Origin of the sequence: Actinomycetospora flava (assembly GCF_037400335.1) — a bacterium.
In the GTDB taxonomy this organism is placed as follows: domain Bacteria; phylum Actinomycetota; class Actinomycetes; order Mycobacteriales; family Pseudonocardiaceae; genus Actinomycetospora; species Actinomycetospora flava.
Genome location: NZ_JBBEGM010000006.1, coordinates 341,299 through 366,574 on the forward strand (window position 1 = coordinate 341,299; position 25,276 = coordinate 366,574).

Sequence of the window (25,276 nt, forward strand, 5' to 3'; positions counted from 1 at the left end):
CGGTGTACGAGGTCCGCTCAGAGCTGATCGATGACGAGGTCCGCGACCTCCCACCCGGCGCTCGCGAGGCGATCGCGCAGCTCCAGGTCGCGCTGTCGCACACCCCGTGGGACAGCGCGCCAGCGGTCAAACACAACCCTGACGCCGAGCTGCGGTTCCTCACCTTCGACACTGCGGAAGGGTTCAAGTTCATCTACTTCGTCATCATCGAGCACGCTCGGGAGGTCGTGCTCGAGCGTCTGATCTGGTCGACGTGGGGCTGACCACCCGAATCAGCGCCCCCACCCACCGCTTCGGGGGCTGACGCCCCCCACCCGCCAGCGACCTGCTCGGGGAGCGACGTAGGAGCGCCCCCACCCGCCGCTTCGACGGGCTAACGACCCAGGGTCGTGCTCGGTGTCTCCCCGAACCGCGTCCGGTACTCCGCCGCGAACCGTCCCGCGTGCGCGAACCCGTGCCGGTGGGCGACGTCGGCGACGGTCGTCGGGCCGGCCGGGTCGAGGTCGGCGAGCTCCCGGTGCACGGCGTCGAGGCGCCGCCGGCGCAGGTAGGTCACCGGCCCCACGCCGAACTCCGCGTGGAAGACGGTCCGCAGGGTGCGCTCGCTGACGCCGGTGAGGCGCGCGAGCTCGGGCGCGGTCGGGGGGTGCGCGGGGTCGGCCGCCGCGCGGTCGAGCACCCGGCGCACGACCGTCGACGACGCCGGCGGGACCGGGGCGCGCAGGGCGTCGGTGAACGAGTGCGGGTGCCCGAGCAGCAGCGCGGTCGCCGCCGCGTTCTTCAGCGCCGCCCACACCCGCGGCGGCGGGCCCTCGGGGCCGGCGGCCGCGCACGTGCTGCGCACCAGCTCCGCCGCGCCGCTCACGGTGCCCCCGGCGCGCGGCATCTCGAGGTCGAAGGTCAGCGGGCCGTCGGGTGCGCGGCCGAGCAGGGTGGCGAGCTCGCGTTCGAGGTCGGCGCGGTCGATCTTGAGGACGAGCAGGTCGAGGCCCGCGTCCCACCGCATCGTCAGCGGCCCGGACGACGAGAACACCGCCCCGTACGCGGTGTCGGCGCGCACGCGCATGCCGCGGTGCTCGGCGCGGAAGCCGCCGCGTACGGGCAGGTGCACGGTGGCGAAGGCGTCGAGAGGGTGCGAGCGGATCTCGACCGCGGCGCCGTAGGAGAACCGCAGCAGCCCCAGGCCCTCACCCGCGACCCAGCGGACGTCGGCCCCGAACGCGGCGCCGTCGCGGCTCACGGTCATGCGGTGGCCGGTCATGAGCGGCTCGGTGCGCTCGTGGGCCTCGTCGGGATCGGCCGTGCGGAAGCCGCCACGCAGCACGGCGTCACCTCCTCGGACCCCTCGGACCGCCGTCGACGCTGGCCGGGCCTCGGAAGGGTGTCAAGGGCCACAGTCCTGATGCCGGAACCGGACAGCCTCGCCGGAAGCGGCTACCGACCTGCGACGACCCGCTCCTAGCGTCCGTCCGCACCGCACCCCTGCGCACGAGGACGTGAGCCGGTGACGACCACCGAGCAGCAGTCGACGACGTTCATCCCGCTCGGCGAGTACGCCGACGGCGACTTCTACCCCGGGTACGAGCCGCGGCTGGAGTCCCGGCCGTTCCTCGCCGAACCGCTCGCGCCGTTCACGCGCGCCGACGAGGACCGCTTCTGGATGCGCGACTCGCAGCACTTCGCCGAAGGCATCACGCCGGCGAGCATGGCGCTGCTCGAGGACGCCCAGACCTGGGGCACGCAGTACGGCGCCGAGATCGTCGGCATCCCGCCGACCGCCGGGATGGTCAACCGGATCGCCGGCGTCCACGTCTACCTCGGCCAGTGCCCGATCACCTCGCTGTGGCAGATGGGCGCGCGCGCCGAGCGCTTCGGGGCGTTCGCCGGGCCGCGGCTGGCGGACTTCGAGGGCTACTGGTCGGGCTACCGCGTCGAGCTCGAGGCCGCCTACGCGCACTTCGACGGGCTCGACGTCGACGCGATGAGTCGCGACGAGCTGCACGCCGCGCTCGTCGACGCGATCGCCTTCCACCGGCGCGGCTGGGGCGTGCACTTCGAGGTCATGTACCTGCTCGCGGCCAACTACGTCGCGCTGTTCCAGCTCACCGCCGACCTCGGGCTGGAGACCGGGCAGATCCCGAAGTGGCTCGCCGGCGAGGAGACCGCGTACCTGCAGACCGACGAGGGCCTGTGGCGCCTCGCCGGGCGTGCCCGCGAGCTCGGGGTCGCCGAGGCGCTCGCGGCGCCGACCGTCGAGGGGGTCCGGGCGGCTCTCGACCAGCACGCGAACGGCGCGGTCTGGTGGGCCGAGCTCCAGGAGTTCCTCGCCGTCTGGGGCCGGCGCACCGACGAGACCGCGACGATGGACCGCCCGTCGTGGGCCGAGCACCCGGCGACGCCGCTGGGCACGATCCGCGAGTTCCTCACCCGCCCCGAGGGGCACGACTTCGCGGCCGCCCGGCGCGAGGTGCTCGCCGAGCGCGACCGTCTCGTCGACGAGGCCCGCGCCGCGCTCGCCGAGGAGGACCGGCAGCGCTTCGACGAGGCCCTCGCGTCCAACCGCGCCGCGAACTTCGTCTGGTGGAACGAGGAGCACAACTTCCTCATCGACCGCCGCATCCACCTGCCGCTCCGGCGCCTCACGCTCGCGGCGGGCGACCGGCTCGTCGCCGACGGCGTGGTCGACGCCCGCGAGGACGTCTTCTTCCTGTTCCGCCACGAGCTGCTCGACCTGCTCACCGGCAGCGGACCGGCCGACTGCCGCGCGCTGGTGGCCGCCCGCCGCGACTACTACGACCACTGGTCGGCACGGGGCAGCGAGCTGCCGCCGGTCGTCGGGACCGTGCCCGACGCCGTCAACGACCCGATCATGACCGAGCTGTTCGGGCTCACCCCGGAGTACTTCGCGACGATCAAGGGTCAGCGGGCCACAGCGACGTTGTCGGGGTTCGCGGCGTCGCGCGGCACGGTCGTCGGCACCGCGCGGGTCGTCCGCGCCGCGCAGGACATCGACCAGGTCCGCGACGGCGACATCCTCGTCTGCGGCGGCACGACCACCGAGTGGACGCCGGTGTTCGGGCTGGTCAGGGGGTGTGTCACCGACACCGGCGGCACGCTGTCGCACACCGCGATCATCGCGCGCGAGTACGGCCTGCCCTGCGTCGTCGGCACCGGCGTGGCGACGTCGACGATCACGACCGGGGACCGCGTGCGGATCGACGGCGACCGCGGCGTGGTGGAGGTGCTGGGGTGAATCTCCACGAACTGGCCGGCGTCGCCGAACGCGCCGCCCGCGCCGGCGGCGCCGTCCTGCTCGACCACCAGGACAAGATCCTCGAGGTCACCCTCAAGGACGCCCGCGTCGACGTCAGCTCCTCGGCCGACCTCGCCGCGCAGGAGGCCGTGATCGCGGCCATCAAGGCCGAGCGGCCCGCCGACGTCGTGCTCGGCGAGGAGGACGCGCCCGATGTGGGCGCGCCCGCCGCGGGCCTGTGCTGGTGGGTCGACCCCCTCGACGGCACGCGCGCGTTCATCGACGGCTTCCCGTGGTTCGCGACGGCGGTGTCGCTGACGCTCGACGGCGACCCGGTCGTCGCCGCGGTCTACGACCCGCTGCGCGACGAGCTGTTCGCCGCCGTCCGCGGCGGCGGGGCGACGTGCAACGGGCGGCCCCTGCAGGTGTCCCCGGCGACGCGGGCGGCCGAGGTCGTCGTGGTCGTGCAGGCGCAGTCGTCCGACTCGGTCGTCATCGCCGAGTTCGCCCGACTCATGCGGGCGATGCTCACGGTCTCCGGCGGGGTGCGCTTCCCCGGGGCCCCGGCGCTGGTCATGGCCCACATCGCCGCCGGCCACCTCGGCGGCTACGTCGAGCGCGACATGCCGCCCTGGGACGTCGCCGGCGGGCGGCTGCTCGTCGAGGAGGCCGGCGGGCGCGTCACCGACTTCGACGGCGAGGCCCGCGACGCCTCCACCCGCTACGACGTCGTGGCCAGCGTCGGAGGCACCGTGCACGACGCGCTCGTCGCCGCCACCGGCATGCGCTTCGAGGAGGGCTGATGACCGTCAACACCGAGATCGCCGTGACGACCACCGGCGGCTGGGCGCGCCCGGGCTGGTGGGACGTCGTCGAACCGGCCGAGACCGCGGGCCGCTTCGGGCCGGACGACGAGAAGGAGCTCTACGACGACTACTGCCGCCTGGCCATCGACGACCAGGAGCGCTGCGGGCTCGACATCGTCACCGACGGCGAGCACCGCCGCCGCGGCTGGATCGAGAACATCACCGCCGCGCTGCCCGGGCTCGAGCTGCAGCCGGCGCCGCGGCGTCTCGGCGCGCTGGGCTACGACATGCTCGACGTCTGGAAGGTCACCCAGCCGCTCGACGAGCTCGCCTGCATGTGGGACTTCGTCGGCGAGTACCGGTTCCTGCGCGCCGCCACCGACCGCCGCCCGCGCGTGGGCATGCCCGGCCCGTACGGGATGACGACCGAGCTGGACTTCCGCGACGTCTACCCCTCGCGCAAGGCGTGCGCGGAGGCGCTGGTCCCGGCGCTGCGCGGGCACATCCGGGAGCTGCTCGACGCCGGCTGCGACTACATCCAGCTCGAGGAGCCGATCACCCCCGCGGTGGCCGACGACGACCGCAGCCCGGCCTCGATGGTCGAGATCATCAACAAGGTGGTCGACGGGTTCGACGGCTGCACCTTCACCGTGCACATCTGCTTCGGCTCGTTCCGCCGCCTGCCCTACGCCAAGCGGACCTACCGCTGGCTCTTCCCGACGCTGCTGGACGCGAACGTCCACGGGTTCAGCCTGGAGTTCGGCGGGCGCGAGATGGCCGAGATCGACCTCGTCGGACAGTGGGACCCCGGGCGGCTGCTGTCCGCCGGTCTCGTCGACATCAAGACCCACTACGCCGAGACCCCGGACGACCTCGTCGAACGGCTGCGGACGTGCCTCAAGTACCGGAACCCGGACGCCCTGGAGATCTCCACCGACTGCGGGCTGCGGCGCGTGCCGCGCAACCTCGCGATCGCCAAGATGACGGCCGCCGCCCAGGCCGCGGAGAGGGTGCGCCGGGATGGCTGAGCCCTCGACCGGGGTCGAGCTCCGCGAGCTCCGTCTCCCGACGATCCGGGCCGAGACCGTGGGGTCGTTCCTGCGGCCTCCTGAGCTGCGCCGCGCCATGGAGGAAGGTGTCGGTGACCTGCGTCCGCTGCAGGACCGGGCGGTGCTCGACGTCCTCGAGCTGCAGCGATCCGTCGGCCTGCCCGTCGTCGGGGACGGCGAGATGCGCCGGCGCATCTGGCACGGGCCGGTCCTGGACGTCACCGACGGCTTCGACCCCGAGGGGTTCACGCGCACGTGGACGGGCGCCGACGGGCGGACCGCCTCGCACACGTCGCCGGTGGTCGCGTCACGGCTGACCGAGCGCGGCAGCCTCGTCGACGTCGAGGCGGGCTTCGTGCTCGCCCACGCCGACCGCCCGGTGAAGGTGACGCTGCCCGTCCCGACGAACTTCCTGAGCTACTGGACCGCCGGGGTCTCCGACCAGGCCTACCCCGACCCGCAGGAGTTCCTCGACGACCTCGTCGCGATCATGAACCGGCAGGCGCGGGCGCTGGCGGACGCCGGCGTGCGGTACCTGCAGCTGGACGCCCCGAAGTACACGTTCCTCGACAACCGGCGCCTCTTCCCCGACCCCGACCGGTGGCAGGAGCAGCTCGCGTCCTACGTGCGGACCGACCGGCGCGTGTTCGACGGGCTGCCCAGCGACGTCGTCACCGGCATCCACATCTGCCGCGGCAACTACCGCAGCATGTACGAGAGCTCGGTGCCCTACGACGAGATGGGCGAGGTCCTCTTCTCCGAGGCGCGCTACGACCGCCTGCTGCTCGAGTACGACGACGCCCGGGCGGGCGGGTTCACCGCCCTGCGCCACGTGCGGCCGGAGAGCACGGTCGTGCTCGGACTCGTGACGACCAAGCGCCCGGAGCTCGAGTCGGTGGACGAGCTGCGGCGGCGGGTGGACGAGGCCGCCGACTTCCTCCCGCTCGACCGCCTCGCGCTGAGCCCGCAGTGCGGCTTCGCCAGCACGTGGGAGGGCAACGAGCTCTCCGCGGACGACCAGCGGCGCAAGCTCGAGACCGTGGTGCGGACGGCGGAGCTGGTCTGGTCGTAGGTTCTCCGGCGATGTCCGACGTCCGCTCGTTGATCGCCCGCCGCCTCGACGACGTGGTCGAGGACCTGGCGCTGCTCGTCGGGGTGGAGACGCCGAGCACCGACCCGGTGCTGCTCTCGCGGGGTGCCGCCGAGTTCGTGCCGTGGGTGAAGGAGCGCTGGCGGGCGGAGCGGGTGCGCACGCTCGGCGACGGGCCCGGCGCCGTGATCCAGGTGGACGTGCCGGGCTCGCTGCCCGGGACGGTCGTGCTGCTCGGGCACCTCGACACGGTGTTCGACGCGGGGACGCTCGCGCAGCGGCCGTTCTCGGTGGCGGGCGGGATCGCGCGCGGGCCCGGCGTGTTCGACATGAAGGCGGGCCTGGTGCAGGCGGTGCACGCCGTCGCGGCGCTCGACGAGCTCGGGGTGCCGCGGCCGTCGGTGCGGCTGCTGGTGAGCGCCGACGAGGAGATCGGGAGCCTGGGGTCGCGGTCGTTCCTGGTGGACGCCGCGGCGGGGGCCTCGGCGGTGCTGGTGCTCGAGCCCGGCGGCGTCGCGGGCACGGTGAAGACCGCGCGCAAGGGCGTCGGGCTGTGGACGGTGACCGCGACCGGGGTGGCGTCGCACGCCGGGCTGGACCCGGAGGCGGGCGCGTCGGCCGTGCACGCGCTGGCGGCGTTGACGACGCACCTGGTCGGGCTCGCGGCGCCGTCGGTCGGCACGACGGTGAACGTCGGCGTGCTCACGGGCGGGACCCGGCCGAACGTCGTCGCCGAGCACGCGCGGCTCGAGCTCGACGTGCGCGCCCGGACGATGGACGAGGCGTCGCGTGTGAGCGACGCGCTGGCGGCGTGGCGGCCGGACGACGACCGGGTGCGCGTGGAGGTCACGGGCGGGTGGAACCGCCCGCCGTGGTCCGAGCCCGCTCCCGAGCTCGTCGAGCGGGCGCGTTCCGTGCTCTCGTCACTCGGTGTCGCCTTCGATCCGCGCGAGGTCGGCGGCGGCAGCGACGGCAACATCCTCGCGGCCGCGGGGCTGCCGGTGCTGGACGGTCTCGGCGCGAGCGGCGGCGGGGCGCACGCCGAGCACGAGTACGTCGTCGTGGACGACCTCCCGGTGCGGATCGCCCTGCTCGCCGGCCTGATCGCAGGATCTCCCTCGGCGCCCTGACGTCGACCCCCGATCGGACGTCAGCCGAATCAGCGATGAACGGCACGTTTGTGGTTCACGAACCATCACGATCAGGTCACCGGTATGTTTCGGATGGGGGTGATACCGCGCGAACGGGTGAGCTAGTGTCCGCCTTGTGAGCCAGTCGGGTGATGTCACTCAGACCAATGTCTTCGACCTGACGAAGCGGGGTTACAACCCGAACCAGGTCGACGGGCACGTCCAGGCGCTGCTGTCGCGCGTCGAGGTGCTCGAGCACGCCCACCGGCAGGAACAACAGCGGGCCGACGAGGCCGAGTCGGAGCTGACCCGTGTGCGGAACCGCGCCGAGCGCTCGTCCGACGGCGAGAGCCAGGCAGAGGCCGTGGTGCAGAACGGCTTCGGGCACCGCGTCGAGCGCGTGCTGCGGGTCGCCGAGCAGGAGGCCGCGAACGCCCGCGCCACCGCGGCGCGCGAGGCCTCGGCGCTGATGGAGCGCACGCGCAAGGAGGCGGACGCGCACCGCCAGGAGATCGAGCAGAACCTGTCCGCGCGGCGCGCCTCCCTCGACGAGGAGGCCTCGCGCCGGCGCGCCGACCTCGACGAGCGCGAGCGCGAGCTCGACGAGCAGGCGTCCGCGTCCCGCGAGGAGGCCGAGCAGACGCTCGCCGAGGCCCGCATGGGCGCCGAGCAGATCACCCGCGAGGCCGAGGCCGAGGCCCAGCGCCGCCGCGACGACACCGAGGCGATCATCCGCCGCCGCCACACCGAGGCCGAGAACGAGCTCCAGCGCCTCAAGGGCCTGCACGACGGCGTGCGCACGGACCTCGGCCGGCTGCTCGAGTCGCTCTCCGGCCAGCTCCCGAACCGCGACGGCCAGCGCCACCTCGCCGTCGCCGCCGCGGCGTCGGAGGCGAACACCGCGGTCCACCCGGTGCACGGCGACCACGGCGCGCGGATCGACGACGCCGGGCAGTCGTGACCGCGGGGCGGGCGGCGCCCCCGGGGTACGGCGCGCTGATCGTGCCCGGGCGGGCGGGCGGGTTCGCCCGCGCCGGCACGACCGATCAGACCGTCGTCATGGCGCCGGTCGCCCCCGCCACCGCAGCGACCGTCTCCCCTGCTCAGCAGGCCCTCGACGGTCTGCCGTCGGTGCAGCGCCGGGCTCTGGTCCTGCGCTGGTCCCACGGCATGGACCCGCACGAGATCGCGGCCCTCGACGGCGCTCCGGTCGACGTCGTCGAGCGCCGCCTGGTCCACGGCGCGCTCGCCTTCGCCCACCTCCTCGGCGTGCCCTCCGGCGTCACGAGCCCGGGCGTGGTCGCGGCCCGCGAGATCGCGGCGCTCGGTCCGCGCGCGGAGCTGCCGACGGCGACGGACCGGTCGCGCGCGGTGGCCCTGGCTGCGTCCGTTGCCGCGCCTGCTCCGTCCCCCTCGCCGGTGCCGTCCCCCGTGCCCTCCCCCGTGCCACGGTCCGGGCCGGCCACGACCCCGCCGCTCGACGAGCCGCGGGACCGCCGCCTCCCGATCGCCGCCGCCTGCCTCGCGGCCGCCTCCGTGGCGGCCCTGGGCGTGGCGGCCGCGACCGCGAACGGCGTCGACCTCCCCGGCTTCACGGGCGACTCCGCCGGACCTGCGGCGGGCACCGGACCGGCGCCCGCTCTGGGCGCGGTGATCCCCGGACCCGGCGTCGGCCCGGGTGTCCCGGCCGCGCCGGCGCCGGCTGCCGGCGGGACCGACGACCTCGGCCTGCCCGGCGCAGCGACGGGGTCGCCCGGCGGGTCGGCAGCACCTCCGTCGCTCGCCGCCGCGAGTGCGCCCGCGCCGGCGCTCGGCGTCGCGCCGGGGGTCGGCGCGGGTGGGTCCGGCGGCTCAGTGGCGGGTGGCGGCGCGCCCGTCGCCGGCGGCGGTCCGGCCGTCGGCGGTGGGAGTGCCGGCGGGTCCGGCGGTGGGGCGCCGGGCGGTGGCTCGGCGTCGCCGTCGTCGTCCAGCTCCACCGCGTCGCCGTCGTCGACGCCCTCGTCGTCCGCACCGCCGACCTCCTCGTCGGGCTCGCCCTCCGCCGAGCCGACCCGCAACGACCCGCCGCCGCCGCGCGCCAACGCCTCGCAGCGGGGCCGGGGCGACGGCGATCGCGACCGTGCCGAGGCCGGCCGGGGCGGTGGCCGCAGCGACCGGGGCGGCGACCGCGGCGGCCCTCGGGGCGGCGGTCGCTGACCCGCTAGCCGGGGCTCCGGTCGACCACCCCCTCGGCCGCCAGTGACGGCGCCGCGACGTCGTCGACGAGCCGGAGATCGGCCACGTAGACCGCGTCGTCGTTGACGTCATCGGGCGCGGGTACCGCGTCGAGGCGCACCGGATCGGCCGGCCGGTAGGCGGTGCGGCGGTAGCGGCGGATCTCGCGCACCAGGTAGCGCCGGCGGCACAGCGCCACCGCCTCACCGTGCTCGGTCCCCGAGGCGAGCTCCGGGTCGAGGTAGAGGGCGCCCTCGACCCACAACCGCCCGTCCCCCGGTACCGACGCGGCCCAGTTGACCGGGAAGAGACGCCCGTCGACGTCGAGGACGTCCACCCGGCAGCTGCACCCCCCGTTCTCGAGCGGTGCCGTGATCAGCGCGCCGCGGCCGTCGAAGCACCCGAACTCGTCGACGGTCCACGTCTCGCGCTCCGAGAGCGCCGGCAGGTGCCCCGCGGTGTAGATCGCCGGCGCCACCTCGATCTCCCGGCCGACGACGACCGCCGACATCTCCCCGGACGCGATGAGGTGCGGCAGGAGCTGGACGGTCACGTCGCCGTCCCGGGGCTCCCCGCGTCCCGCCCGTCGACCGAGCGTGCGGCGCACGAGATCCCCGGTGTCCTCGTGGTGGCGCCCGGCCACCGTCCGTTCCCTCTTCCGCCGCGCCCGTGCGGGTTTCGCCATGTCTGCCTCCTCGGCTCTCTACGGGGTTGGAGAGCCGGGAGGTCCGATCGGTTCCCTCGGGTTCGGGCCTGTGGACAACTCGGGCGGCAGAATGCGACGCGATGACCCGAGAGGCGCGCACCGAGGACTACACGCGCGCGGTCCTGCGCGTCCCGGACCTCGCGCTGACCCTGCGCCCGCGCCCGGCGGGGCAGGTGTCCGGCACCTTCCCCTTCGACGCGCCCGTCCACGTCGTCACCGCGCACAACCCGGGCGCCGAGCGACCCGGCCCTGCCGAGAACGCGGCCCGGCAGGCCCGGCTCGAGGCGGAGCTCGACGCGCGGGGCGTGCGGCACTGGCGGAGCGTGGCCGGCGGCGAGGACGGCTCGCACGCCGAGGAGGGCGCGCTCGTCGCCGGGCTCGACGACGTCGCCGCCTGCGCCCTGGGCGCGGCGTGGGGTCAGGACGCCGTGTTCCGCTGGAGCAGCACCGCCTGGACGGTGCTCGCGTGCGACTCGTCCCCGTCGGTCGATCTCGGCTGGGAGATCGGGTCCGCGCCCTGAGCACGGGGCAGGATGGATCCCGTGAGCGACTGGAATCAGCAGATCATCGAGGAGTTCCGCGCCAACGAGGGCCGCGTCGGCGGCCAGTTCGAGGGCGCGCCGTTGCTGTTGCTGCACCACACCGGCCGGAAGACGGGCACCGAGCGCGTGACCCCGATGATGTACCAGCGCGTGGGTGACGGCTACGCGGTCTTCGCCTCGTACGCCGGCATGGACGTCCACCCCGCCTGGTACCACAACCTCGTGGCGAACCCCGACGTCAGCGCGGAGATCGGCGCCGACACCGTGGCGCTCCGGGCCCGCGACCTGCCCGCCGACGAGCGCGAGCCGATCTGGGAGCAGCAGAAGCAGGACTACCCGGGGTTCGCCGGGTACGAGGCCAAGACCGACCGCGTCATCCCGGTCGTGCTGCTCGAGAAGGTCTGATGACACGCCCGGTGTGGAACAAGCTCGCCGACAGGCGCGGCGAGCTGCTCAGCCGCGATCTCGCCCCCGACGTGCACGCCGAGCGCTGGGCGCAGCGCTACGACGGCACGGTCGGCGAGCTCAACCGCTGGGTCGACCACGTCCGGGAGACGACCTACGAGAACCTCCCCTACTTCGACCCGGCGAGCGCCGGTCAGGGGGCGCGCGTGCTCGTGCTGCTCCAGGACCCGTCGGGCGAGGCGGAGGAGGGCTCGGGGTTCGTCAGCAGGCACAACAACGACCCCACGGCCCACAACACCTACATCGCCGCGGATCGCGCCAAGCTCGGCTACGACATCTCGCTGCACTGGAACGTCGTGCCGTGGTGGGTCGCCAACCCGGCCAAGCCGGTGCGCACGCTGGAGAAGGAGGCCAAGCGGGCCCAGCCGTATCTCGGCGCGCTGCTCGAGCTGCTGGACCCGGCGCCGACCGAGGTGGTGCTGCTGGGCAAGCCGGCGTCACGGGCCTGGGACCGGCTGGTGCGCGCCGGGCTGCCGGAGAGGTTGCACGGGGCGACGGTGGCGCGGGCGCCGCATCCCAGTCCGTTGGTCTATCCGCGGGTCGACGCCGCGTCGGGGCGCGGCAACAGCGACCTGATCGTCGAGGCGATGCGGCTGGCCGGCCAGCGTGCCCGCGGGGAGAAGGTGCGTCCGGCGGCGGGAGGCCCGGCCGGCCGGAGACGGCCGTTCTGACGTCTTCCGGGCGGGGAGGTCGTCGCTTCTGGGGGAATGCTTCGAAATTCGAAGCATTTTCGTCGAAGCGGACCGGGTCTTCCCGTCCGGCCCCTACGGCGGCGTGGATCTCGCTACCGTCGGCGCGCGACGGCCCGGTGAGCGGAAGGACGGCGAGATGACCGAACCCCTGCCTCCTCCGCTGCAGGCGGACTCGCCCATCACGCTCCCCGACGGCGGCGTCGTGCCGCGCTACCGACCCCCGGCAGTCGGTGGGGGAATGTTCACCGTCGACCTCGACCAGGCGCCGCAGGCGATCCGGGAGCTGGAGGAGGCCGCTCGGGAGCTCGTGGAGATCCGACGCGAGGCCGAAGAGCTCGGACGTGTCACTCCTCCGACCCAGGACCTGGTCACGCGGGATGCGAATGATCAGCTCCGTGCCTCGGCGGTGGGCGGCAACGGATCGTTCACTCAAGCATTGGACAGCGGCATCATGCAGGTCAACGGCATGATCGCCGCCTTGCAGAAGGCTCTGGCGGACTACCGCGGAGCCGACGAGCAGAACGAGGCAGCCTTGAGGGCGCAGTGAGTCGGGGTGGAGCAGCGGTCGCGCTGTCGATGCTCCTGATGATCGGTGCGTGTTCGACCAGCGGGCCGACCGATCCGGCTCCCGAGGTCTCAGGCCAACCAGCGGCTCCGGACCGGTTCGGAGCGCCGCTCCCATCACGATCGCTCGAGGTGCAGACTCGTGCGCAACAGCCGTGCGGTGCTCTCACCGAGTCGCAGCTTCGAGCTCTCCAGCTCGAGCCGAGGGGTCGCATCGATCAGCTGACTGTGGGCACGGCGTGTGTCTGGGAGGGTCCTGGCTTCAGTCACGAGGTCTCGGTGGCTCTCTACCCGAACCGCGACCTTCTCGTCGACACGTATCGGTCTCGGGCGATGTACCAGTACTTCGAGCCGATCGTCATCGCAGGTCTGCCGGCGACGGCCCAACAGACGACCCGGGGTGCCTTGAGCTGCACCGTCACGACCGGAGCCGGCATCGGACAGGCTGTCGACGTCTCCGTCACCGAGTTCGGAGCTGAGCCGAGCCCTCCGTGTGACACGGCAGTTCGAGCCACGGAAGCAGTGCTCGCCAACTTGCCGGAGCAAGCACAGAAGTGACCGCACTCGATTCGTTCGCCCGGCACCTGATCTCCCTCGCGCCGTCGGTCGGCGCGACGGTGCTCGTCGGGATCGACGGCTTCTCCGGCGCCGGGAAGACGGCGCTGGCCGAGGACCTCGGCGAGCACGAGGGCATCACCGTCGTCTCGATCGAGGAGTTCTATCTCGGCTGGGCCGGGCTCGCGGACGGTCCGGCGCGGGCCGTGGCGGGCCTTGCCGACCCGCTGCGTCGCGGCGAGACCCCGCGGTGGCGGGCGTGGGACTGGGAGCACGACACCGAGGGCCCGGAGCGCGAGCGGCCGCTGACCACGCGCGTCGTGGTGCTCGAGGGGTGCGGCGCGGGAGCGCGAGTGTTGCGGGAGCACGAGGCGCTCACGGTGTGGGTCGACGCGGACCCGCACGAGCGGGAGGGCCGGCTCCGCACCCGGGAGGACTGGCCGCTCTACGCCCCGCACCGCGACGCGTGGCGGCGCACCGAACAGGCGCTCGCGCAGCAGGAGGGCCTCCCGGAGGCCGCCGACGTCGTCGTTCGCCGTCACACCGACGGGTCGGTGGAAACGCCGTCATCTCGTCGCGGATGAGACTGTGTGTGCTCCCGGTGGGTACCGTCCGTCCGTGAGCACGACGACGGACGATCCCGCAGCTCCGACGCCGGACGTCTCCCCCAGCGACGCGGAGCGCTGGCGCGAGGTCGTGCAGTGGAAGGACCGGTCGATCCAGAGCTCGTCCGGCATCTTCAGCCCCGTCCTCAACGGCATCGCCGGGGTCCGCGAGGAGGTCACGTCGTTCCTGCGGCGCGTGCCGGGGGTCTCGCAGGTCGACGACGGCGTGCAGTCCGCGCTCCACCAGCTGGCCGCGGCCGGCGCCGGTGCGGGCGCCGCGACACTGCGCCGCGACGGGGTGTTCGCGGACTTCCGCGCGCGGGGCCACGACGTCACCGACTTCAAGGACATCCGGGACCTCGACATCGCCGACATCGAGGCGGCGATGCCGCGGCTCGACCTCGGCTACACGGTGTTCGCCGGCGTCCAGGGCGGCGTCACGGGAGTCCTCACCACGACGGGCGTGACGGTGGCCGCCGGCGGGACGGGCGCCGCCGGTCTCGGCAGCCTGCCGGGCATCGCGGTGCTGGCCGCGGCGCTCACCGGCGACACGCTGCTCACCGTGGCGTCGTGCACCCGCGCCGTCGCCCACGTCGCCGCCTACCACGGGTACGACGTCACCAAGCGGTCCGAGCAGATCATCGCCCTGGCGGTCCTCGCCGTCGGGCTGTCATCGGACGACGATGCGCCGCAGGCGTACCAGGACCTCTCCGAGCTGATCACCGCGAAGAGCGAGGAGAACCAGAAGCGCAAGCAGCAGCAGGTGCAGATCAAGCGCCTCGGGCAGGCCGTCTACCAGCGGCTGCTGAGCCAGATCGGGCAGCGCGAGCTCGCCCAGCTCGTGCCGGTGCTCGGCGTCGGGGTGGGCGCGGTGCTGTCGGCGCGGCTGCTCGCCAAGGTGGTCGACACCGCCGAGCACCTCTACCGCGAGCGCTTCCTGCACGACAAGTACGAGCTGCCCTTCGGCGTCGAGCTGCCCTTCGATCCGGCGCGCTACGCGCCCTACGTCGACGGCGAGCCCGACGACGGCGGCGACGACATGGACGACGAAGGCGACGAGATCTTCGCCGGCGCCTGACCCGCCGGCACCCGAACGGCGCAGCGTCCACCCGGCGTTCATCGGGCGGCCACCGACCGGGAAGGTCACGGATCTCCGGCCCCCGTCCGGCCGACCTAGCGTCGGCGCCGATGACCGCCTTCCTCGCTCTCGTGGGCCCGGCCAGCGGGTGGCTGCGCACCCTGCCGCGGCCTGCGGATCTGGCGTCCGCGGCCGGAGCCGCCGGGGAGTGGCTGGGGCACGCGACGCTCGACCCCGCCCGTGTCGTGCTCGGGCGCGAGCCCACGGACGAGCCGGCCGTCGACGAGGACGTCCTCGACGCGCGGCCCGCCTTCGGGCGGATCTACGCGACGGTGGGCGCGGTGCAGGCGGGGGCGACCGGCCTGCTGAGCGGCGTCCTCGGTGTGGGGCGGTGGGCGCCCGTGGTGGGCCTGCTCGGCGCCCTGGGCATCGACAGCCTGCTGACGACCGCGACCTGCGTGCGCGCGGTGTCGCACGTCGGGGCGAGCTACGGCTTCGCGGCGCGCACGGACGAGGACCGGACCGCGGTGCTCGCCCTCGTCGCGACGACGCTGGGCGGGGCGGGCGAGGGCGACCACCGGCACCTCGCCGGGCTCGTGGTCATGCGCCTGTCGGTGCACCGCGGGCCGACCGAGCTGGTGCGCTTCGTGCCCGCGGTGGGACCGGTGCTCGACGCGGCGCTCGGCGCGTTCCTCGGGGCGCGGCTGCTGGCGCGCGTCGTCGACGACGCCGAGCGGCACTACCGGGCGCGGTACCTGAGCGAACGGACGCTCGCGGTGGCCTGACCTCGGTGATCGTGGCGGATTTCCTGACGATGAACGTCAGCGTGGCCGCCACGCTGAAACACCGCCACACGCACCTCAGCGCTCCGAGGACCGCTCCGAGGATTCCGCGAGGTGGGCGCGGACGTCGGCGACGGACGTGAGCACCTGGTAGCCGAGCTCGCGGAGGCGGGCGCGGGCCGGGTCGGCGACGTCGGGGTCGAGCACCACCGGCGGGGCGAGGGCCCGGCGGCTGATCCCGGTCGGCCAGAGGGCGGCGGCGTCGGAGAGCACGCCGCCGCCGCGGGGGTCGTGCACGCGCGCGTCGCGGCGCGGGGGCGGGAAGCCCTGGGCGGCGAGGTCGGCCACGAGGTCGTCGAGGGTCTCGGTCACCGCGGCACCGATGGTCGCCCGCCCGGAGCGGCCGCGCCGGGGCCGGTACTCCCCGCCGTCGCCGGGCGCGGACTCGACGACCGCGAGGGGACCGGTCGGCGCCTGCGGGGTGATCCCGGCGGTGGAGGCGGCGGCGAGCACGGGGGTCAGCGCGCCCTCGGGGTCGTCGACGTAGCGGGACTCGGCGATCCGCACGACCGGCCAGCCGCAGCGGCGCAGGTCGTGCTCGGCCTCGACGTCGGCGCGGGTCACGGCGCGGCGCTGCTCGTCGCCGTCGCAGAGCACCGCGAGCCGGCCGGTCGCGCCGGTGACGACGAGGTCGAGCGTGCGCCCGTGCACCTCGACCTGCGGGACCACCGCGAAGCCCCGCTCGGAGAGGTCGGCGAACATCCGCTGCGCGAACAGGCTCCCGAAGGCGGGGTGGCGGTGCTCGCGGTCGACCTCGGCGGGCGCCGGCCGGTTCTCGGGCGCGCCGGCCGAGCCGACCGGTTCGACGGCGGTGACGTGCTCGAGGAGCTTGCGGCGCAGGTCGGCCTCGGCGAGGTCGTCGACGCCGACCGAGTGGAACAGCCACATCTGGTCGCGGGCCCGCGAGGCGGCGACGTTGAACGCCTGCCGGTAGCGCTCGGCGGTCAGCGCCACGAGCCGGTGGCCCGGCGCCACGACCATCGAGAGCCACACGACGTCGCGCTCGTCGCCCTGGAAGTCCGCGGCGACGCCGACCCGCAGCCGGCGCGCCTCCCACTCGTCGACGCCGAGCCGCTCGCGCAGCAGGCCCTCGATCAGCTCGACCTGACCGTGGCCCTGCAGCACGACCACCCCGAACGTCGCGCCGGCGTAGGCCGGGTCGTCCGCGCAGCGCGCCACCGCGTCGGCCAGCGCGGCCGCCTCGGCGTCGTTGGCCAGCGACGACCCCTGCCCGCGCACCGCGGCGTCCGGCACGAACGTCGCGCGCAGCGGCGGGAGCCGGTCGGCGCCGAACTGGCGCAGCGGGACGAGCGGCGAGTCGCCCTCCCCCGGCCCGCTGTAGAACTCCCGCGACGACCAGCCGACGATCTCGGGCATCGAGCGGAAGTGCTCGCGCAGCCGGATCGGCGGCCCGAACGTCGCGCGGAACACCGAGAACACGCTGGCCCGCGGCGTGAACTGGCTGCGCAGGTAGAAGGGCACCTCGGGCAGGTCGGTCTCCAGCCGTGCGAACGCCGGCTCGAGCGAGCCGACGCCAACGCCGGCGGGGGTGCACTGCCGGTCGTCGCCGACGACGATCACCCGCGGCGCGAGCCAGAGCAGGAACAGGCTGGTCAGATCGGCCTGGCTGGCCTCGTCGACGATCACGACGTCGAACGCGTCGGGGCGGGGCTCGACCACGGACAGCACCTCGCGGATCGGCATCACCCAGGCCGGGACGGCGTCGCGGGCCACCTCCACGGCCTCGCGGGCCGCGGCGCGGTAGCGGTCGGCGTGGCGCCCGGTGCCCCGCCCGATCGCGGAGACCGAAGCGCGGTGGCTCTGCAGCGCGCGCATCTGCTCGGCGGTGATCCGGGTCAACGACGCCCGCCACGCCTTCGCCGCCGCGAGCCGGGCGGTCAGGCCGGCGAGCTCGACGTCGAGGTCGGCGAGCCGGTCGGGGGCGTCCTCCGCGGCCGCCCACTGCCGCACCCGGGCGGCGGCCCGCGCGTAGGCCCACGCCTGCTCGAAGCGCTCCTCGCGGTCGGGCCACGGCTCGGACGCGTGCGCGCGGAGCAGCGCCGCGGCGCCGGGCGCGGCCTTGTCGAGGCGGTTCGCGATGGTGTCGGCGCGCCGCTGGTCGCGGGACTCGGCGTGCGCGGTCTCGACGGCGAGCACGGCGTCGGTGTAGGCGTCGGGGTCGCGACGGCGCAGGGCGTCGAGCACCGCGACGAGCTCCGGGGCCTGGCGTGCCGGCGGCACACCGGCCTGGACCCGCTCGAGGACCTCGTCGAGCTCGCCGCGCGCGAGCTCGGCCGCGCGGGTGTCGTCGACGTCCAGCGTCAGCGTGGTGAGCACGCGCAGGCGGGCGAGCGAGTCGACCCGCGGGCGCTCGGCGGGCGGCAGCGCGGCGAGCAGGCGGCGCACCCCCGTCGCCGCCGTCAGCACCCGGCCCACCGCCAGGCACGTCGCGCGCAGGGCCAGGACCTGCTCGACGAGCAGCGCGCGGTGCTCGGCACGGCGCAGTGGGTGCCCGAGCGGGCCGAAGGCCTCGGAGAGCCGGTCGGTGATCTCGAGGATGCGCAGGTGGTGGGCGATCGCGGAGGCCCCGTTGACGGTGGCCGCGTCGGCACCGTGGAGGTGGATGCCGGCGAGGAAGGGCTCGACGGCCTTCTGCTCCTCGGGCTTGAACATCCGCCGGGTCGTGCCGCCGTCGGCGAGGAACGTCGCGAAGCGCTCGAAGGCCGGCGCGGCGTCGGCCACGTCCACGCCGTCCTCGACGCGGACCTGCGCCGAGCCGGCGCGGCGGTCGTGCTCGAGCACCGCGTCGACGGCGCGCAGCCCGTCGGTCGCGCGAGCCCACAGGTGCCCGGCGCGCCCGGAGAGCACGGCGTCGGCGACCCCGTGCGCCCATTCGGCCTCGTCCCCGGTCTCCCCCAGCTCGGCGAGCGCGTCGGCGACCCGGCGGCTCACCCCGGGCAGATGGGCGGCCGCGTCGGGGGGCAGGCCGCCCAGCGCGGCGACGATGTCGCCGACGTCGCCCGAGGTGGCGTCCAGCCCGCGCAGGACGGCGGCGGCGAGCTCGGCGACGTGCTCCTCGGGCGGCAGCTCCACCGGCTGGGGCAGCACCAGCCGGGTGCGCTCGCGGCGTTCCGGGGTCTCGCTCGCGAGCAGGGTGCGCAGCGCGCGGAACTCGGCGGTCGACAGGGGTGGGGTCGCGGGGAGGTCGACGTCGGGGCCGACGACGTCGGCGAGCCACCCGTCGCGCTCGTGGGCCGCCTGCAGCCGCCGGACGATCTCGGCGCGCGTCCCGGTCATGCCCGGGCCGAGGTCGCGCTGGACGGTGGTCTCGGCGGCGCGCTCGGCGACCAGGGCGTCGAGCGCCGCCTCGCGCTCGGCGAGCAGCCCGTCGCGGCGCTCGACGAGGTCCGCGACGGCCTGGTCGGCCTCGTCGGGGTCGAACTCGGTGCTGCGTGCGGCGAGCCCGGCGATGCCCGGCTCGTCGTCGCCGTCGGCCAGCGAGATGCACAGGTCGCGCATCTCGGAGGGCAGCTTGTCGCGCAGCACCCGCAGCGCCTGCGCCTTCTCGCTGGTCACGAGCACGCGGCGGCCCTCGGCGAGCAGGGCGCAGAGCAGGTTGGCGATCGTGTGGGTCTTGCCGGTGCCCGGCGGCCCCTCGACGACGACGCCGGAGTCGCGACCCAGGCGCCCGAGGATGCGGCCCTGCGCTGCCCCCACCGGGAGCGGGAAGAGCGGGTCGGTGACGGGCGGGTCGTCGTGGCCGGTCCGCGCGAGCCAGGAGGCGCGGTCCGCGGGCTCGATGGCCGCGACGAGCTGGGCGAGGCCGACGGGCAGGGGCCGGCTCTCGTCCACCAGGTCCTCGACCATGGCGTCGTAGAAGGTGCGCAGCGCGGCGGCCCCGCGGCGGCGCGCGACGAGCGTCGGCGCGGGCACGAGGACGGTGCCGGGCCCGGTGGGGCCGATCCAGTCGTCGCCTCGCGTGTGCTCGACCCGCAGGCGGCGGTCGGCCCAGCCGGCGAGGACGTCGACGAGGTCCGGGTCGAGGGGCGAGGCGGGGGCGTCGACTGCTCCCGCCGCGTCGTCCATGAGCCCGGTGCCCGCGAGGAGCTCCTCGTCCTCCCAGGCGGTGGCGTCGCCGGCGAGGGTGACGACCATGTCGTCCCCGTCGTGCTCGATGCGCACCGGGCGGGCGAGCAGGTGCACGCGCACGTCCTGGTCGGGGGCGTGCAGCAGGCCGCCGGCCAGCACCAGCTCGACGGACTCGGGCTGGTCGGCGGCGGCGCGCATGAGGTCGAACAGCGTGTCGAACGTCGCGCGCATCGGGCCCTCGGCCGGCGCGCGCAGGACCTCGTCGCCGGCCTCGCGGGGGCGGCGGACCGCGGACTGGTCGGCGACCTCGACCAGGGGCAGCTCGCCGACGTGGTGGCGGGTGTGGCGCACCGGGCGGGCGCGGGCGAGGGCCACGCGGCGCAGGACCCCCACGAAGCGCTGGACCCGGTCGCGGAGGGCGGGGTCGTGCTCGGGGTGGTTCGGGGTGACGCCGTTCTCAGCGGCGCCGTGCTCAGCGGTGCCGTTCGCGCGGGCCGCGGCGTCCGGGCGCGCGGTCGGGCTCCCGACCGGCTCCTGCGGCACCACGACCACGCTCCTTCCCTGTGCGCCGCCCCCGCTGCGACGGACCACAATCGCATCCCGTCCCCGGGCCGACCACGCGCGCCCGGGTCCGACGGGGTCACGTCCGGGGGAACCGACCGGGAATCCGGTGGAACCGTGCGGGGTCCGGGGCCGTCGAACCCCGTGACGGACGCGGGCAGGGAGGGCGGATGGTGACGAGGACGGGGACGGACGACCCGCAGGAGGCCGCGCGCTTCCTGGCCGGGCTGGCGGCGGCCGGCGGGCGCGGCGAGCAGGTCGCGGGCGTCCTGCGGGCGCGCTACGGCACGTCGCGGGCGCTGCTGGCGGGTGCGGAGCTGGCGCTGCTCGACGCGGCGGACGCGCTGCACGCACGGGGGTGGGGTCCGCGCGACGTCACCGAGGTGGTGCGCCGGCGGCTGTCCGCCGGGCGGGTGGTGCTGGCGGTCGACGTGCTCAGCGCGGCGGCCGCACGCCGGCCGCGCGGCGACGCGTCCCTCGACGCCGACCTCGCCGCGCTGGGCGCGGAGCCCCCGGCGCGCGACGTGCCGCTGGTCGCGCAGTGGAGCTCGGTGCGCGGGCTCGATCCCGACGACGCGCTGACCGCGAGCGTCGCCCTGGTGGGCCTGCTCCGCTCGCTGCCGACGCTGCCCTGGCTGGGCGAGGAGCAGCGGGCGCCCGAGGGGGTCGACGCCCGGGTGCTCGCGCGCGTGCGGGGGTTGCTGGCGAAGGCCGAGTCCACCGAGTTCCCCGAGGAGGCCGAGGCGCTGTCCGCCAAGGCCCAGGAGCTGATGGGCCGGCACGCGCTCGAGCAGGCCGTGGTCGCGGGGCCCGCCGAGTCCGCGCCGCGGGCGGCCGCCCGGCGGCTATGGCTCGACCCGCCCTACGCGAGCGCCAAGTCCAGCCTCGTGCACCAGGTGGCGAGCGCCAACCGGTGCCGGGCGGTGAGCCTGGCCGCGCTCGACATGGTCACGGTGATCGGGCACGCCGCCGACCTCGCGACCGTGGAGCTGCTGGTGACGTCCCTGCTGGTCCAGGCCGACCGGGCCATGCTGGCCGCCGACGACGGGTCGGTGCCCCGGTCGCGGACGCGCTCGTTCCGCCACGCCTTCCTGCTCGCGTACGCCACCCGCATCGGCGAGCGCCTCACCGCCGCCGCGCACGAGGCGCAGGCGCACGCGCGCGCCGAGCTGGGCGAGGGGCTGCTGCCGGTGCTCGCCGCGCGGGCGGAGGTCGTCGAGCGAACGGTCGGCGAGCTCTTCCCCCGCCTGACCCGCCGGCGGTTCAGCGTCGGCAACGGCGACGGCTGGGCCGCCGGGCGCGCCGCGGCGGACGCCGCCAGCCTCACCCCGGGCCGCGACGCGCTCGCCGACCGGTAGGGGCGAGGATGTGCCGATGGCCGGCAACCGCGATCGTCGCGCCGAGAAGCAGCGGCGTCGCGACGCCAAGCGGGGCCGGTCGCAGCCCTCCGGTCCCGAGAAGCCGGACGCTCCGGGCCTGCCTCCCGAGACCCTGCAGGCGCTGCTGCGCCGGGCGGCGGCCGACCTCGCGGGCGGTGACGAGGGCGCGCTCACCGAGCTGCGCCGCGTGCTCGCCGAGCACCTCGCGCGGCGCCGCGAGCGGGTGCTGGCGGCGTGCGACGTGGTGACGGCGGAGGTCTCCCCGGACGGCGTCTCCGACGACCTCGGGGCTGCCCTGGCCGGCGGCGAGACCGTGTCGGCGTGGGCGGAGCGCACGGGCGTGCGCACCGAGGAGGCGGCCGTCGCGACCGTCCGCCTGCTCGCGTCCTTGACCTGAACAATGGTCGAGGTCCTACGTTCGCTCCCATGACCGAGTCAGCAGACCCGATCCGGCTCGCGGTGGTCACCGGCAGCGTCCGTGACGGGCGCTTCGGGCCGGTCGTCGCCGCGTGGTTCGCCGCGCACGCGCGCCGGCGCCCCGAGTTCTCCGTGGACGACGTCGACCTGATCGAGACCGGCCTCGACGCCGGCTTCGCCGAGCGGATCGGCGCCGCGGACGCCGTCGTGATCGTGACGCCCGAGTACAACCACAGCTTCCCCGGGCCCCTGAAGACCGCCCTCGACGCGAGCGGGGGCGAGTGGCGCGACAAGCCCGTCGGGTTCGTCGCCTACGGCGGGCTCTCCGGCGGGCTGCGGGCCGTCGAGCACCTGCGCCCGGTCCTCGCCGAGCTGCACGCCGTCGGGCTGCGCGACACCGTCAGCTTCCACGGCGCCGCGGCGGCCTTCGACGCCACCGGGCGCCCGCGCGAGGAGGTCGCCGACGCCGCCGCCACCGTGCTGCTCGACGCGCTCGCGTGGTGGGCCCGGACCCTGCGCCGCGCCCGGATCGAGCACGCGACGGGGAGCCCGGCATGACCGACCACGACCACCCTCGTCCCTACCCCGGCCAGGAGCTGTCGGTCGGCGAGGTCGCCGAGCGCAGCGGGGTCGCGATCTCCGCGCTGCACTTCTACGAGCGCGAGGGCCTGATCCACAGCCGCCGCACCCCCGGCAACCAGCGCCGCTTCCGCCGCGAGGTGCTCCGGCGGCTGTCGTTCATCCGCATCGCCCAGCGCGTCGGGATCCCACTCGCGGAGATCCGTGCCGCGCTCGACGGCCTGCCCGACGGGCGCACGCCGAACCGCCAGGACTGGGAGCGGCTCTCCGCGCAGTGGCGCGAGGAGCTCGACGACCGCATCCGCCGGCTCCAGCAGCTGCGCGACGACTTCACCGGCTGCATCGGCTGCGGGTGCCTCTCGCTCGACCGCTGCGGCCTCGCCAACCCCCACGACCGTCTCGCCGCCGACGGGCCGGGACCGCGCAAGCTGGTCAGCTGAGCACGGTGATCCGCCCGGGCGGCGGCGCCGGGACCGCGTCGGGGTGCAGGGCGTGCGCGATCGCCTCGATGCCGTCGACCAGCCGCGGGCCGGCGCGCACGACGTAGGACGCGGAGTCGACGGCGACGATCGGGGTGTTCGGCAGCTGCCCGCGCACCGCGCTCGCCTGGGCCACGGCGTCGGCGAGCCCGAACCCGCAGGGGGCGACGAGGACGAGGTCGGGGTCCTGGTCTTCGGCGATCTGCTCCCACGTCGTCGCGACGCTGCGGCCGCCGTCGATCCCCGCGATCGGCTCCCCGCCCGCGCGGCGGACCATCGCGGGCACCCAGTGGCCGGGCAGGAACGGCGGGTCGACCCACTCGAGGGCGAGGACGCGGGGGCGGGGCATCCCCGCCACGGCGCGGTCGACGGTCGCGAGCCGGTCCTGCAGCGTCTCGAGCAGCACCGTGCCCGCGTCCGGTGCCCCGGCGGCCGTCGCGACGCCGGCGATGGCGTCGAGGACCTCGTCGAGGGTGTGGGGGTCGACGGTGAGCACGGTGGCGTCGAGGTCGAGGGCGTCCAGCGCGTCGGCGACGGTGCTCGCCGGCAGCGCGCACACCCGGCACAGGTCCTGGGTGAGCACGAGGTCCGGCGCGGCGTCGCGCAGGGCCTCGCGGTCGAGGTCGTACTGCGGGAGGTCCCGGGCGGCGCGCTCGCGGACGATCCGATCGATCTCGCCGGGTGTCAGGCCGGCCGGCAGCGCGGTGTCGACGACGACCGGGCGCGTGGCGCGGATGCCCTCGGGCCGGTCGCACTCGAAGGTGACGGCCACGAGGTCGTCGGCGAGCCCCAGCGCGCCGACGATCTCCGTGGCCGCGGGCAGCAGCGACGCGATCCGCATGCCCCTATGTGAGCACTTTCCGGGCCGATAGGCCCGGAAAGTACTCACATACCCAGGAGCGGGCGCGGGTCGAAGATCGCGCGGATGGTGCGGGCGCGGCCGTCGACGACGTGGGCCGAGTTGACCGTGAGCATCGGGGCGTCGGTCTCGGTGGTGTGCAGTTCGTAGACGGTGCAGACGTCGGGGCCGTCGACGAAGACGTGCTTGACGTCCACGGCGGTGACGATGCTCAGCAGCCCGTGCAGGCTCGTGACGTTGTCGTCGACGCCCTCGACGTGGCCCATCGGGCCGTCGAAGACGACGTCGTCGGCGAGGACGTCGCGCAGCGACTCGGCGTCGTGGCGCCGCCAGCCCTCGAAGTAGGCGGTCATGGTCTCGGCGGGGGTGCGCATGCGTCCAGCCTGGGTCGCGACGAACCAGAAGTCGAAGAGCTGACAGGACTCGCCGCGATAACGTGTGCTGATGGAGCTGCACCAGCTGCGCTACCTCGTCGCGGTCGCCGAGGAGGGCGGGTTCACGCGAGCGGCGGCCCGCGAGCACGTCGCCCAGCCCGGCATCAGCGCGCAGATCGCCCGGCTGGAGCGCGAGCTCGGGCAGCTGCTGTTCGACCGGTCGGCGCGCGGGGTGCGCCTGACCCCGGCCGGCGAGGCGGTGCTGCCGCACGCGCGGGCGGCGCTGGCCGCCGTCACCGGGGTCCGCGACACGGCCGACGAGCTCGCCGGCCTGATCCGCGGACGGGTGTCGGTCGGGATGGTGCGCGGCGGCGGGGTGATCGACCTCCCCGGCCTGCTCGGCGACTTCCACCGCGAGCACCCCGGCGTCGAGATCCGGCTGGTCGAGGCCGCGACCGACGCGCTGCTCGAGGGCCTGCGCAGCCACGACCTCGACCTCGCCTGGGTCGGGCGCGCCGGCGCCCCGCCCGCCGACCTCGACGTCGACGTGGTCCTCGACGTCCCCCTGGTCGCCGCGGTCCCGCCGGACGGCCCGCTCGGCGACACCGTCACCGTGGCCGAGCTCGCCGACCACACGCTGATCGCGCTGCCCGTCGGCGCCGGTGTGCGGGCGGCGCTCGACCGCGCGGCCGCCGACAGCGGGGTGACGCTGCACCCGGCGCTCGAGGCGGGCTCGCCGCCGGTGCTCGTCGACCTCGCGCTGCAGGGCCTCGGGGTGGCCGTGGTCCCGTCCCCGGCGGTCGCCCACCGCGACGACGTCCGCGCGGTGCCGATCACCCCCGAGGTGCGGGCGCAGATCGACCTCGCCCGCCGTCGCGACGCCCCGCTGAGCCCCGCGGCACGCGCCCTGGTCGAGCGGGCGCGGGCCTGGATCGCCTGAACCGGGAC

Annotated in this window: 26 protein-coding genes; 21 read left to right on the forward strand and 5 right to left on the reverse strand. The window is 75.3% G+C overall.

Annotated elements, in window-relative coordinates:
- Positions 1-2: 2 nt before the first annotated feature.
- Positions 3-263, forward strand: a complete 261-nt coding sequence (locus WCD58_RS16900; RefSeq protein WP_337704220.1) for a hypothetical protein — start codon at positions 3-5, stop codon at positions 261-263.
- Positions 264-373: 110 nt separating this feature from the next.
- Here the strand turns inward: WCD58_RS16900 and WCD58_RS16905 are convergent, their stop codons facing one another.
- Entirely contained in the window at positions 374-1,324 is a 951-nt protein-coding gene (locus WCD58_RS16905; protein ID WP_337704221.1) for an AraC family transcriptional regulator, read from the reverse strand.
- 180 nt (positions 1,325-1,504) lie between these two features.
- On the opposite strand from WCD58_RS16905, the gene WCD58_RS16910 reads away from it, so the two are divergent.
- The 7 genes from WCD58_RS16910 to WCD58_RS16940 all read left to right on the forward strand — a co-directional run bounded on the left by WCD58_RS16910 (position 1,505) and on the right by WCD58_RS16940 (position 9,524).
- Positions 1,505-3,253 (forward strand): PEP-utilizing enzyme, encoded by a 1,749-nt coding sequence (locus WCD58_RS16910; RefSeq protein ID WP_337704222.1) that lies wholly within the window; start codon positions 1,505-1,507, stop codon positions 3,251-3,253.
- Entirely contained in the window at positions 3,250-4,056 is an 807-nt protein-coding gene (locus WCD58_RS16915) for an inositol monophosphatase family protein (RefSeq protein ID WP_337704223.1), read from the forward strand. The genes WCD58_RS16910 and WCD58_RS16915 overlap by 4 nt, the downstream gene beginning before the upstream one ends.
- Entirely contained in the window at positions 4,056-5,087 is a 1,032-nt protein-coding gene (locus WCD58_RS16920) for a cobalamin-independent methionine synthase II family protein (RefSeq protein WP_337704224.1), read from the forward strand. The genes WCD58_RS16915 and WCD58_RS16920 overlap by 1 nt, the downstream gene beginning before the upstream one ends.
- A complete protein-coding gene (locus WCD58_RS16925) occupies positions 5,080-6,180 on the forward strand; it encodes a cobalamin-independent methionine synthase II family protein (protein ID WP_337704225.1) in 1,101 nt (366 codons plus the stop codon). The genes WCD58_RS16920 and WCD58_RS16925 overlap by 8 nt, the downstream gene beginning before the upstream one ends.
- A gap of 11 nt (positions 6,181-6,191) precedes the next feature.
- Positions 6,192-7,328 carry a M20 family metallopeptidase gene (locus WCD58_RS16930; protein WP_337704226.1) on the forward strand — a complete coding sequence of 379 codons (1,137 nt, stop codon included), beginning with the start codon at positions 6,192-6,194 and terminating at the stop codon, positions 7,326-7,328.
- Between the two features lie 136 nt (positions 7,329-7,464).
- A complete protein-coding gene (locus WCD58_RS16935; protein WP_337704227.1) occupies positions 7,465-8,289 on the forward strand; it encodes a hypothetical protein in 825 nt (274 codons plus the stop codon).
- Positions 8,286-9,524 carry a sigma-70 RNA polymerase sigma factor region 4 domain-containing protein gene (locus WCD58_RS16940; protein WP_337704228.1) on the forward strand — a complete coding sequence of 413 codons (1,239 nt, stop codon included), beginning with the start codon at positions 8,286-8,288 and terminating at the stop codon, positions 9,522-9,524. The genes WCD58_RS16935 and WCD58_RS16940 overlap by 4 nt, the downstream gene beginning before the upstream one ends.
- 4 nt (positions 9,525-9,528) lie before the next feature.
- Here the strand turns inward: WCD58_RS16940 and WCD58_RS16945 are convergent, their stop codons facing one another.
- Positions 9,529-10,227: a hypothetical protein gene (locus WCD58_RS16945; protein ID WP_337704229.1), complete on the reverse strand. Its 699-nt coding sequence runs from the start codon at positions 10,225-10,227 to the stop codon at positions 9,529-9,531.
- Between the two features lie 101 nt (positions 10,228-10,328).
- Here WCD58_RS16945 and WCD58_RS16950 point away from each other — a divergent pair, with 101 nt between their 5' ends.
- From WCD58_RS16950 to WCD58_RS16985, 8 genes are all read left to right on the forward strand, one after another.
- Positions 10,329-10,769 carry a DUF3293 domain-containing protein gene (locus WCD58_RS16950; protein WP_337704230.1) on the forward strand — a complete coding sequence of 147 codons (441 nt, stop codon included), beginning with the start codon at positions 10,329-10,331 and terminating at the stop codon, positions 10,767-10,769.
- 12 nt (positions 10,770-10,781) lie between these two features.
- Positions 10,782-11,195, forward strand: a complete 414-nt coding sequence (locus WCD58_RS16955) for a nitroreductase family deazaflavin-dependent oxidoreductase (RefSeq protein WP_337704231.1) — start codon at positions 10,782-10,784, stop codon at positions 11,193-11,195.
- A complete protein-coding gene (locus WCD58_RS16960; protein WP_337704232.1) occupies positions 11,195-11,926 on the forward strand; it encodes a uracil-DNA glycosylase in 732 nt (243 codons plus the stop codon). The genes WCD58_RS16955 and WCD58_RS16960 overlap by 1 nt, the downstream gene beginning before the upstream one ends.
- Before the next feature lie 157 nt (positions 11,927-12,083).
- On the forward strand, positions 12,084-12,494 hold the full coding sequence (locus WCD58_RS16965) for a hypothetical protein (protein ID WP_337704233.1): 411 nt from the start codon (positions 12,084-12,086) through the stop codon (positions 12,492-12,494).
- A gap of 38 nt (positions 12,495-12,532) precedes the next feature.
- Positions 12,533-13,069 carry a DUF3558 domain-containing protein gene (locus WCD58_RS16970; RefSeq protein ID WP_337704267.1) on the forward strand — a complete coding sequence of 179 codons (537 nt, stop codon included), beginning with the start codon at positions 12,533-12,535 and terminating at the stop codon, positions 13,067-13,069.
- Positions 13,066-13,650, forward strand: a complete 585-nt coding sequence (locus tag WCD58_RS16975) for a nucleoside/nucleotide kinase family protein (protein WP_337704234.1) — start codon at positions 13,066-13,068, stop codon at positions 13,648-13,650. Before WCD58_RS16970 ends, WCD58_RS16975 begins: the two co-directional genes overlap by 4 nt.
- Before the next feature lie 34 nt (positions 13,651-13,684).
- Positions 13,685-14,749 (forward strand): EcsC family protein, encoded by a 1,065-nt coding sequence (locus WCD58_RS16980; RefSeq protein ID WP_337704235.1) that lies wholly within the window; start codon positions 13,685-13,687, stop codon positions 14,747-14,749.
- A 110-nt stretch (positions 14,750-14,859) separates the two neighbouring features.
- Positions 14,860-15,534, forward strand: coding sequence for a hypothetical protein (locus WCD58_RS16985; RefSeq protein WP_337704236.1), 675 nt, complete (start codon positions 14,860-14,862; stop codon positions 15,532-15,534).
- Positions 15,535-15,609: 75 nt separating this feature from the next.
- Here WCD58_RS16985 and WCD58_RS16990 read toward each other — a convergent pair whose 3' ends face one another.
- Positions 15,610-20,226, reverse strand: a complete 4,617-nt coding sequence (locus WCD58_RS16990; protein ID WP_337704237.1) for a PDDEXK-like endonuclease domain-containing protein — start codon at positions 20,224-20,226, stop codon at positions 15,610-15,612.
- A gap of 185 nt (positions 20,227-20,411) precedes the next feature.
- On the opposite strand from WCD58_RS16990, the gene WCD58_RS16995 reads away from it, so the two are divergent.
- Genes WCD58_RS16995 through soxR form a run of 4 tightly spaced genes read left to right on the forward strand, consistent with a single transcriptional unit; the run spans position 20,412 to position 23,056 of the window.
- Positions 20,412-21,599 (forward strand): DUF2786 domain-containing protein, encoded by a 1,188-nt coding sequence (locus WCD58_RS16995; protein WP_337704238.1) that lies wholly within the window; start codon positions 20,412-20,414, stop codon positions 21,597-21,599.
- Positions 21,600-21,615: 16 nt separating this feature from the next.
- Complete coding sequence (locus WCD58_RS17000) at positions 21,616-22,017, forward strand: hypothetical protein (protein WP_337704239.1); 402 nt, start codon at positions 21,616-21,618, stop codon at positions 22,015-22,017.
- 29 nt (positions 22,018-22,046) lie between these two features.
- On the forward strand, positions 22,047-22,595 hold the full coding sequence (locus WCD58_RS17005; RefSeq protein ID WP_337704240.1) for an NADPH-dependent FMN reductase: 549 nt from the start codon (positions 22,047-22,049) through the stop codon (positions 22,593-22,595).
- Entirely contained in the window at positions 22,592-23,056 is a 465-nt protein-coding gene (gene soxR, locus WCD58_RS17010; RefSeq protein WP_337704241.1) for a redox-sensitive transcriptional activator SoxR, read from the forward strand. The genes WCD58_RS17005 and soxR overlap by 4 nt, the downstream gene beginning before the upstream one ends.
- Here the strand turns inward: soxR and WCD58_RS17015 are convergent.
- Both WCD58_RS17015 and WCD58_RS17020 read right to left on the reverse strand, forming a co-directional pair.
- Entirely contained in the window at positions 23,049-23,936 is an 888-nt protein-coding gene (locus tag WCD58_RS17015) for an ABC transporter substrate-binding protein (RefSeq protein ID WP_337704242.1), read from the reverse strand. The genes soxR and WCD58_RS17015 overlap by 8 nt on opposite strands.
- A 44-nt stretch (positions 23,937-23,980) precedes the next feature.
- Positions 23,981-24,328 carry a nuclear transport factor 2 family protein gene (locus WCD58_RS17020; protein ID WP_337704243.1) on the reverse strand — a complete coding sequence of 116 codons (348 nt, stop codon included), beginning with the start codon at positions 24,326-24,328 and terminating at the stop codon, positions 23,981-23,983.
- Between the two features lie 70 nt (positions 24,329-24,398).
- On the opposite strand from WCD58_RS17020, the gene WCD58_RS17025 reads away from it, so the two are divergent.
- Positions 24,399-25,268 carry a LysR family transcriptional regulator gene (locus tag WCD58_RS17025; protein ID WP_337704244.1) on the forward strand — a complete coding sequence of 290 codons (870 nt, stop codon included), beginning with the start codon at positions 24,399-24,401 and terminating at the stop codon, positions 25,266-25,268.
- The last annotated feature ends 8 nt before the right edge of the window (positions 25,269-25,276 follow it).

What these genes read in the sequence shown, in the direction of transcription:
- WCD58_RS17000 (WP_337704239.1), top strand. Translation starts at nt 21,616, where the DNA reads ATGGCCGGCAACCGCGATCGTCGCGCCGAGAAGCAGCGGCGTCGCGAC.
- WCD58_RS16945 (WP_337704229.1), bottom strand. Translation starts at nt 10,227, where the DNA reads ATGGCGAAACCCGCACGGGCGCGGCGGAAGAGGGAACGGACGGTGGCC.
- WCD58_RS17005 (WP_337704240.1), top strand. Translation starts at nt 22,047, where the DNA reads ATGACCGAGTCAGCAGACCCGATCCGGCTCGCGGTGGTCACCGGCAGC.
- WCD58_RS16985 (WP_337704236.1), top strand. Translation starts at nt 14,860, where the DNA reads ATGACCGCCTTCCTCGCTCTCGTGGGCCCGGCCAGCGGGTGGCTGCGC.
- soxR (WP_337704241.1), top strand. Translation starts at nt 22,592, where the DNA reads ATGACCGACCACGACCACCCTCGTCCCTACCCCGGCCAGGAGCTGTCG.
- WCD58_RS17015 (WP_337704242.1), bottom strand. Translation starts at nt 23,936, where the DNA reads ATGCGGATCGCGTCGCTGCTGCCCGCGGCCACGGAGATCGTCGGCGCG.
- WCD58_RS16965 (WP_337704233.1), top strand. Translation starts at nt 12,084, where the DNA reads ATGACCGAACCCCTGCCTCCTCCGCTGCAGGCGGACTCGCCCATCACG.
- WCD58_RS16930 (WP_337704226.1), top strand. Translation starts at nt 6,192, where the DNA reads ATGTCCGACGTCCGCTCGTTGATCGCCCGCCGCCTCGACGACGTGGTC.
- WCD58_RS16995 (WP_337704238.1), top strand. Translation starts at nt 20,412, where the DNA reads ATGGTGACGAGGACGGGGACGGACGACCCGCAGGAGGCCGCGCGCTTC.
- WCD58_RS17025 (WP_337704244.1), top strand. Translation starts at nt 24,399, where the DNA reads ATGGAGCTGCACCAGCTGCGCTACCTCGTCGCGGTCGCCGAGGAGGGC.
- WCD58_RS16955 (WP_337704231.1), top strand. Translation starts at nt 10,782, where the DNA reads ATGGATCCCGTGAGCGACTGGAATCAGCAGATCATCGAGGAGTTCCGC.
- WCD58_RS16960 (WP_337704232.1), top strand. Translation starts at nt 11,195, where the DNA reads ATGACACGCCCGGTGTGGAACAAGCTCGCCGACAGGCGCGGCGAGCTG.
- WCD58_RS16920 (WP_337704224.1), top strand. Translation starts at nt 4,056, where the DNA reads ATGACCGTCAACACCGAGATCGCCGTGACGACCACCGGCGGCTGGGCG.
- WCD58_RS16925 (WP_337704225.1), top strand. Translation starts at nt 5,080, where the DNA reads ATGGCTGAGCCCTCGACCGGGGTCGAGCTCCGCGAGCTCCGTCTCCCG.
- WCD58_RS16950 (WP_337704230.1), top strand. Translation starts at nt 10,329, where the DNA reads ATGACCCGAGAGGCGCGCACCGAGGACTACACGCGCGCGGTCCTGCGC.
- WCD58_RS17020 (WP_337704243.1), bottom strand. Translation starts at nt 24,328, where the DNA reads ATGCGCACCCCCGCCGAGACCATGACCGCCTACTTCGAGGGCTGGCGG.
- WCD58_RS16970 (WP_337704267.1), top strand. Translation starts at nt 12,533, where the DNA reads ATGATCGGTGCGTGTTCGACCAGCGGGCCGACCGATCCGGCTCCCGAG.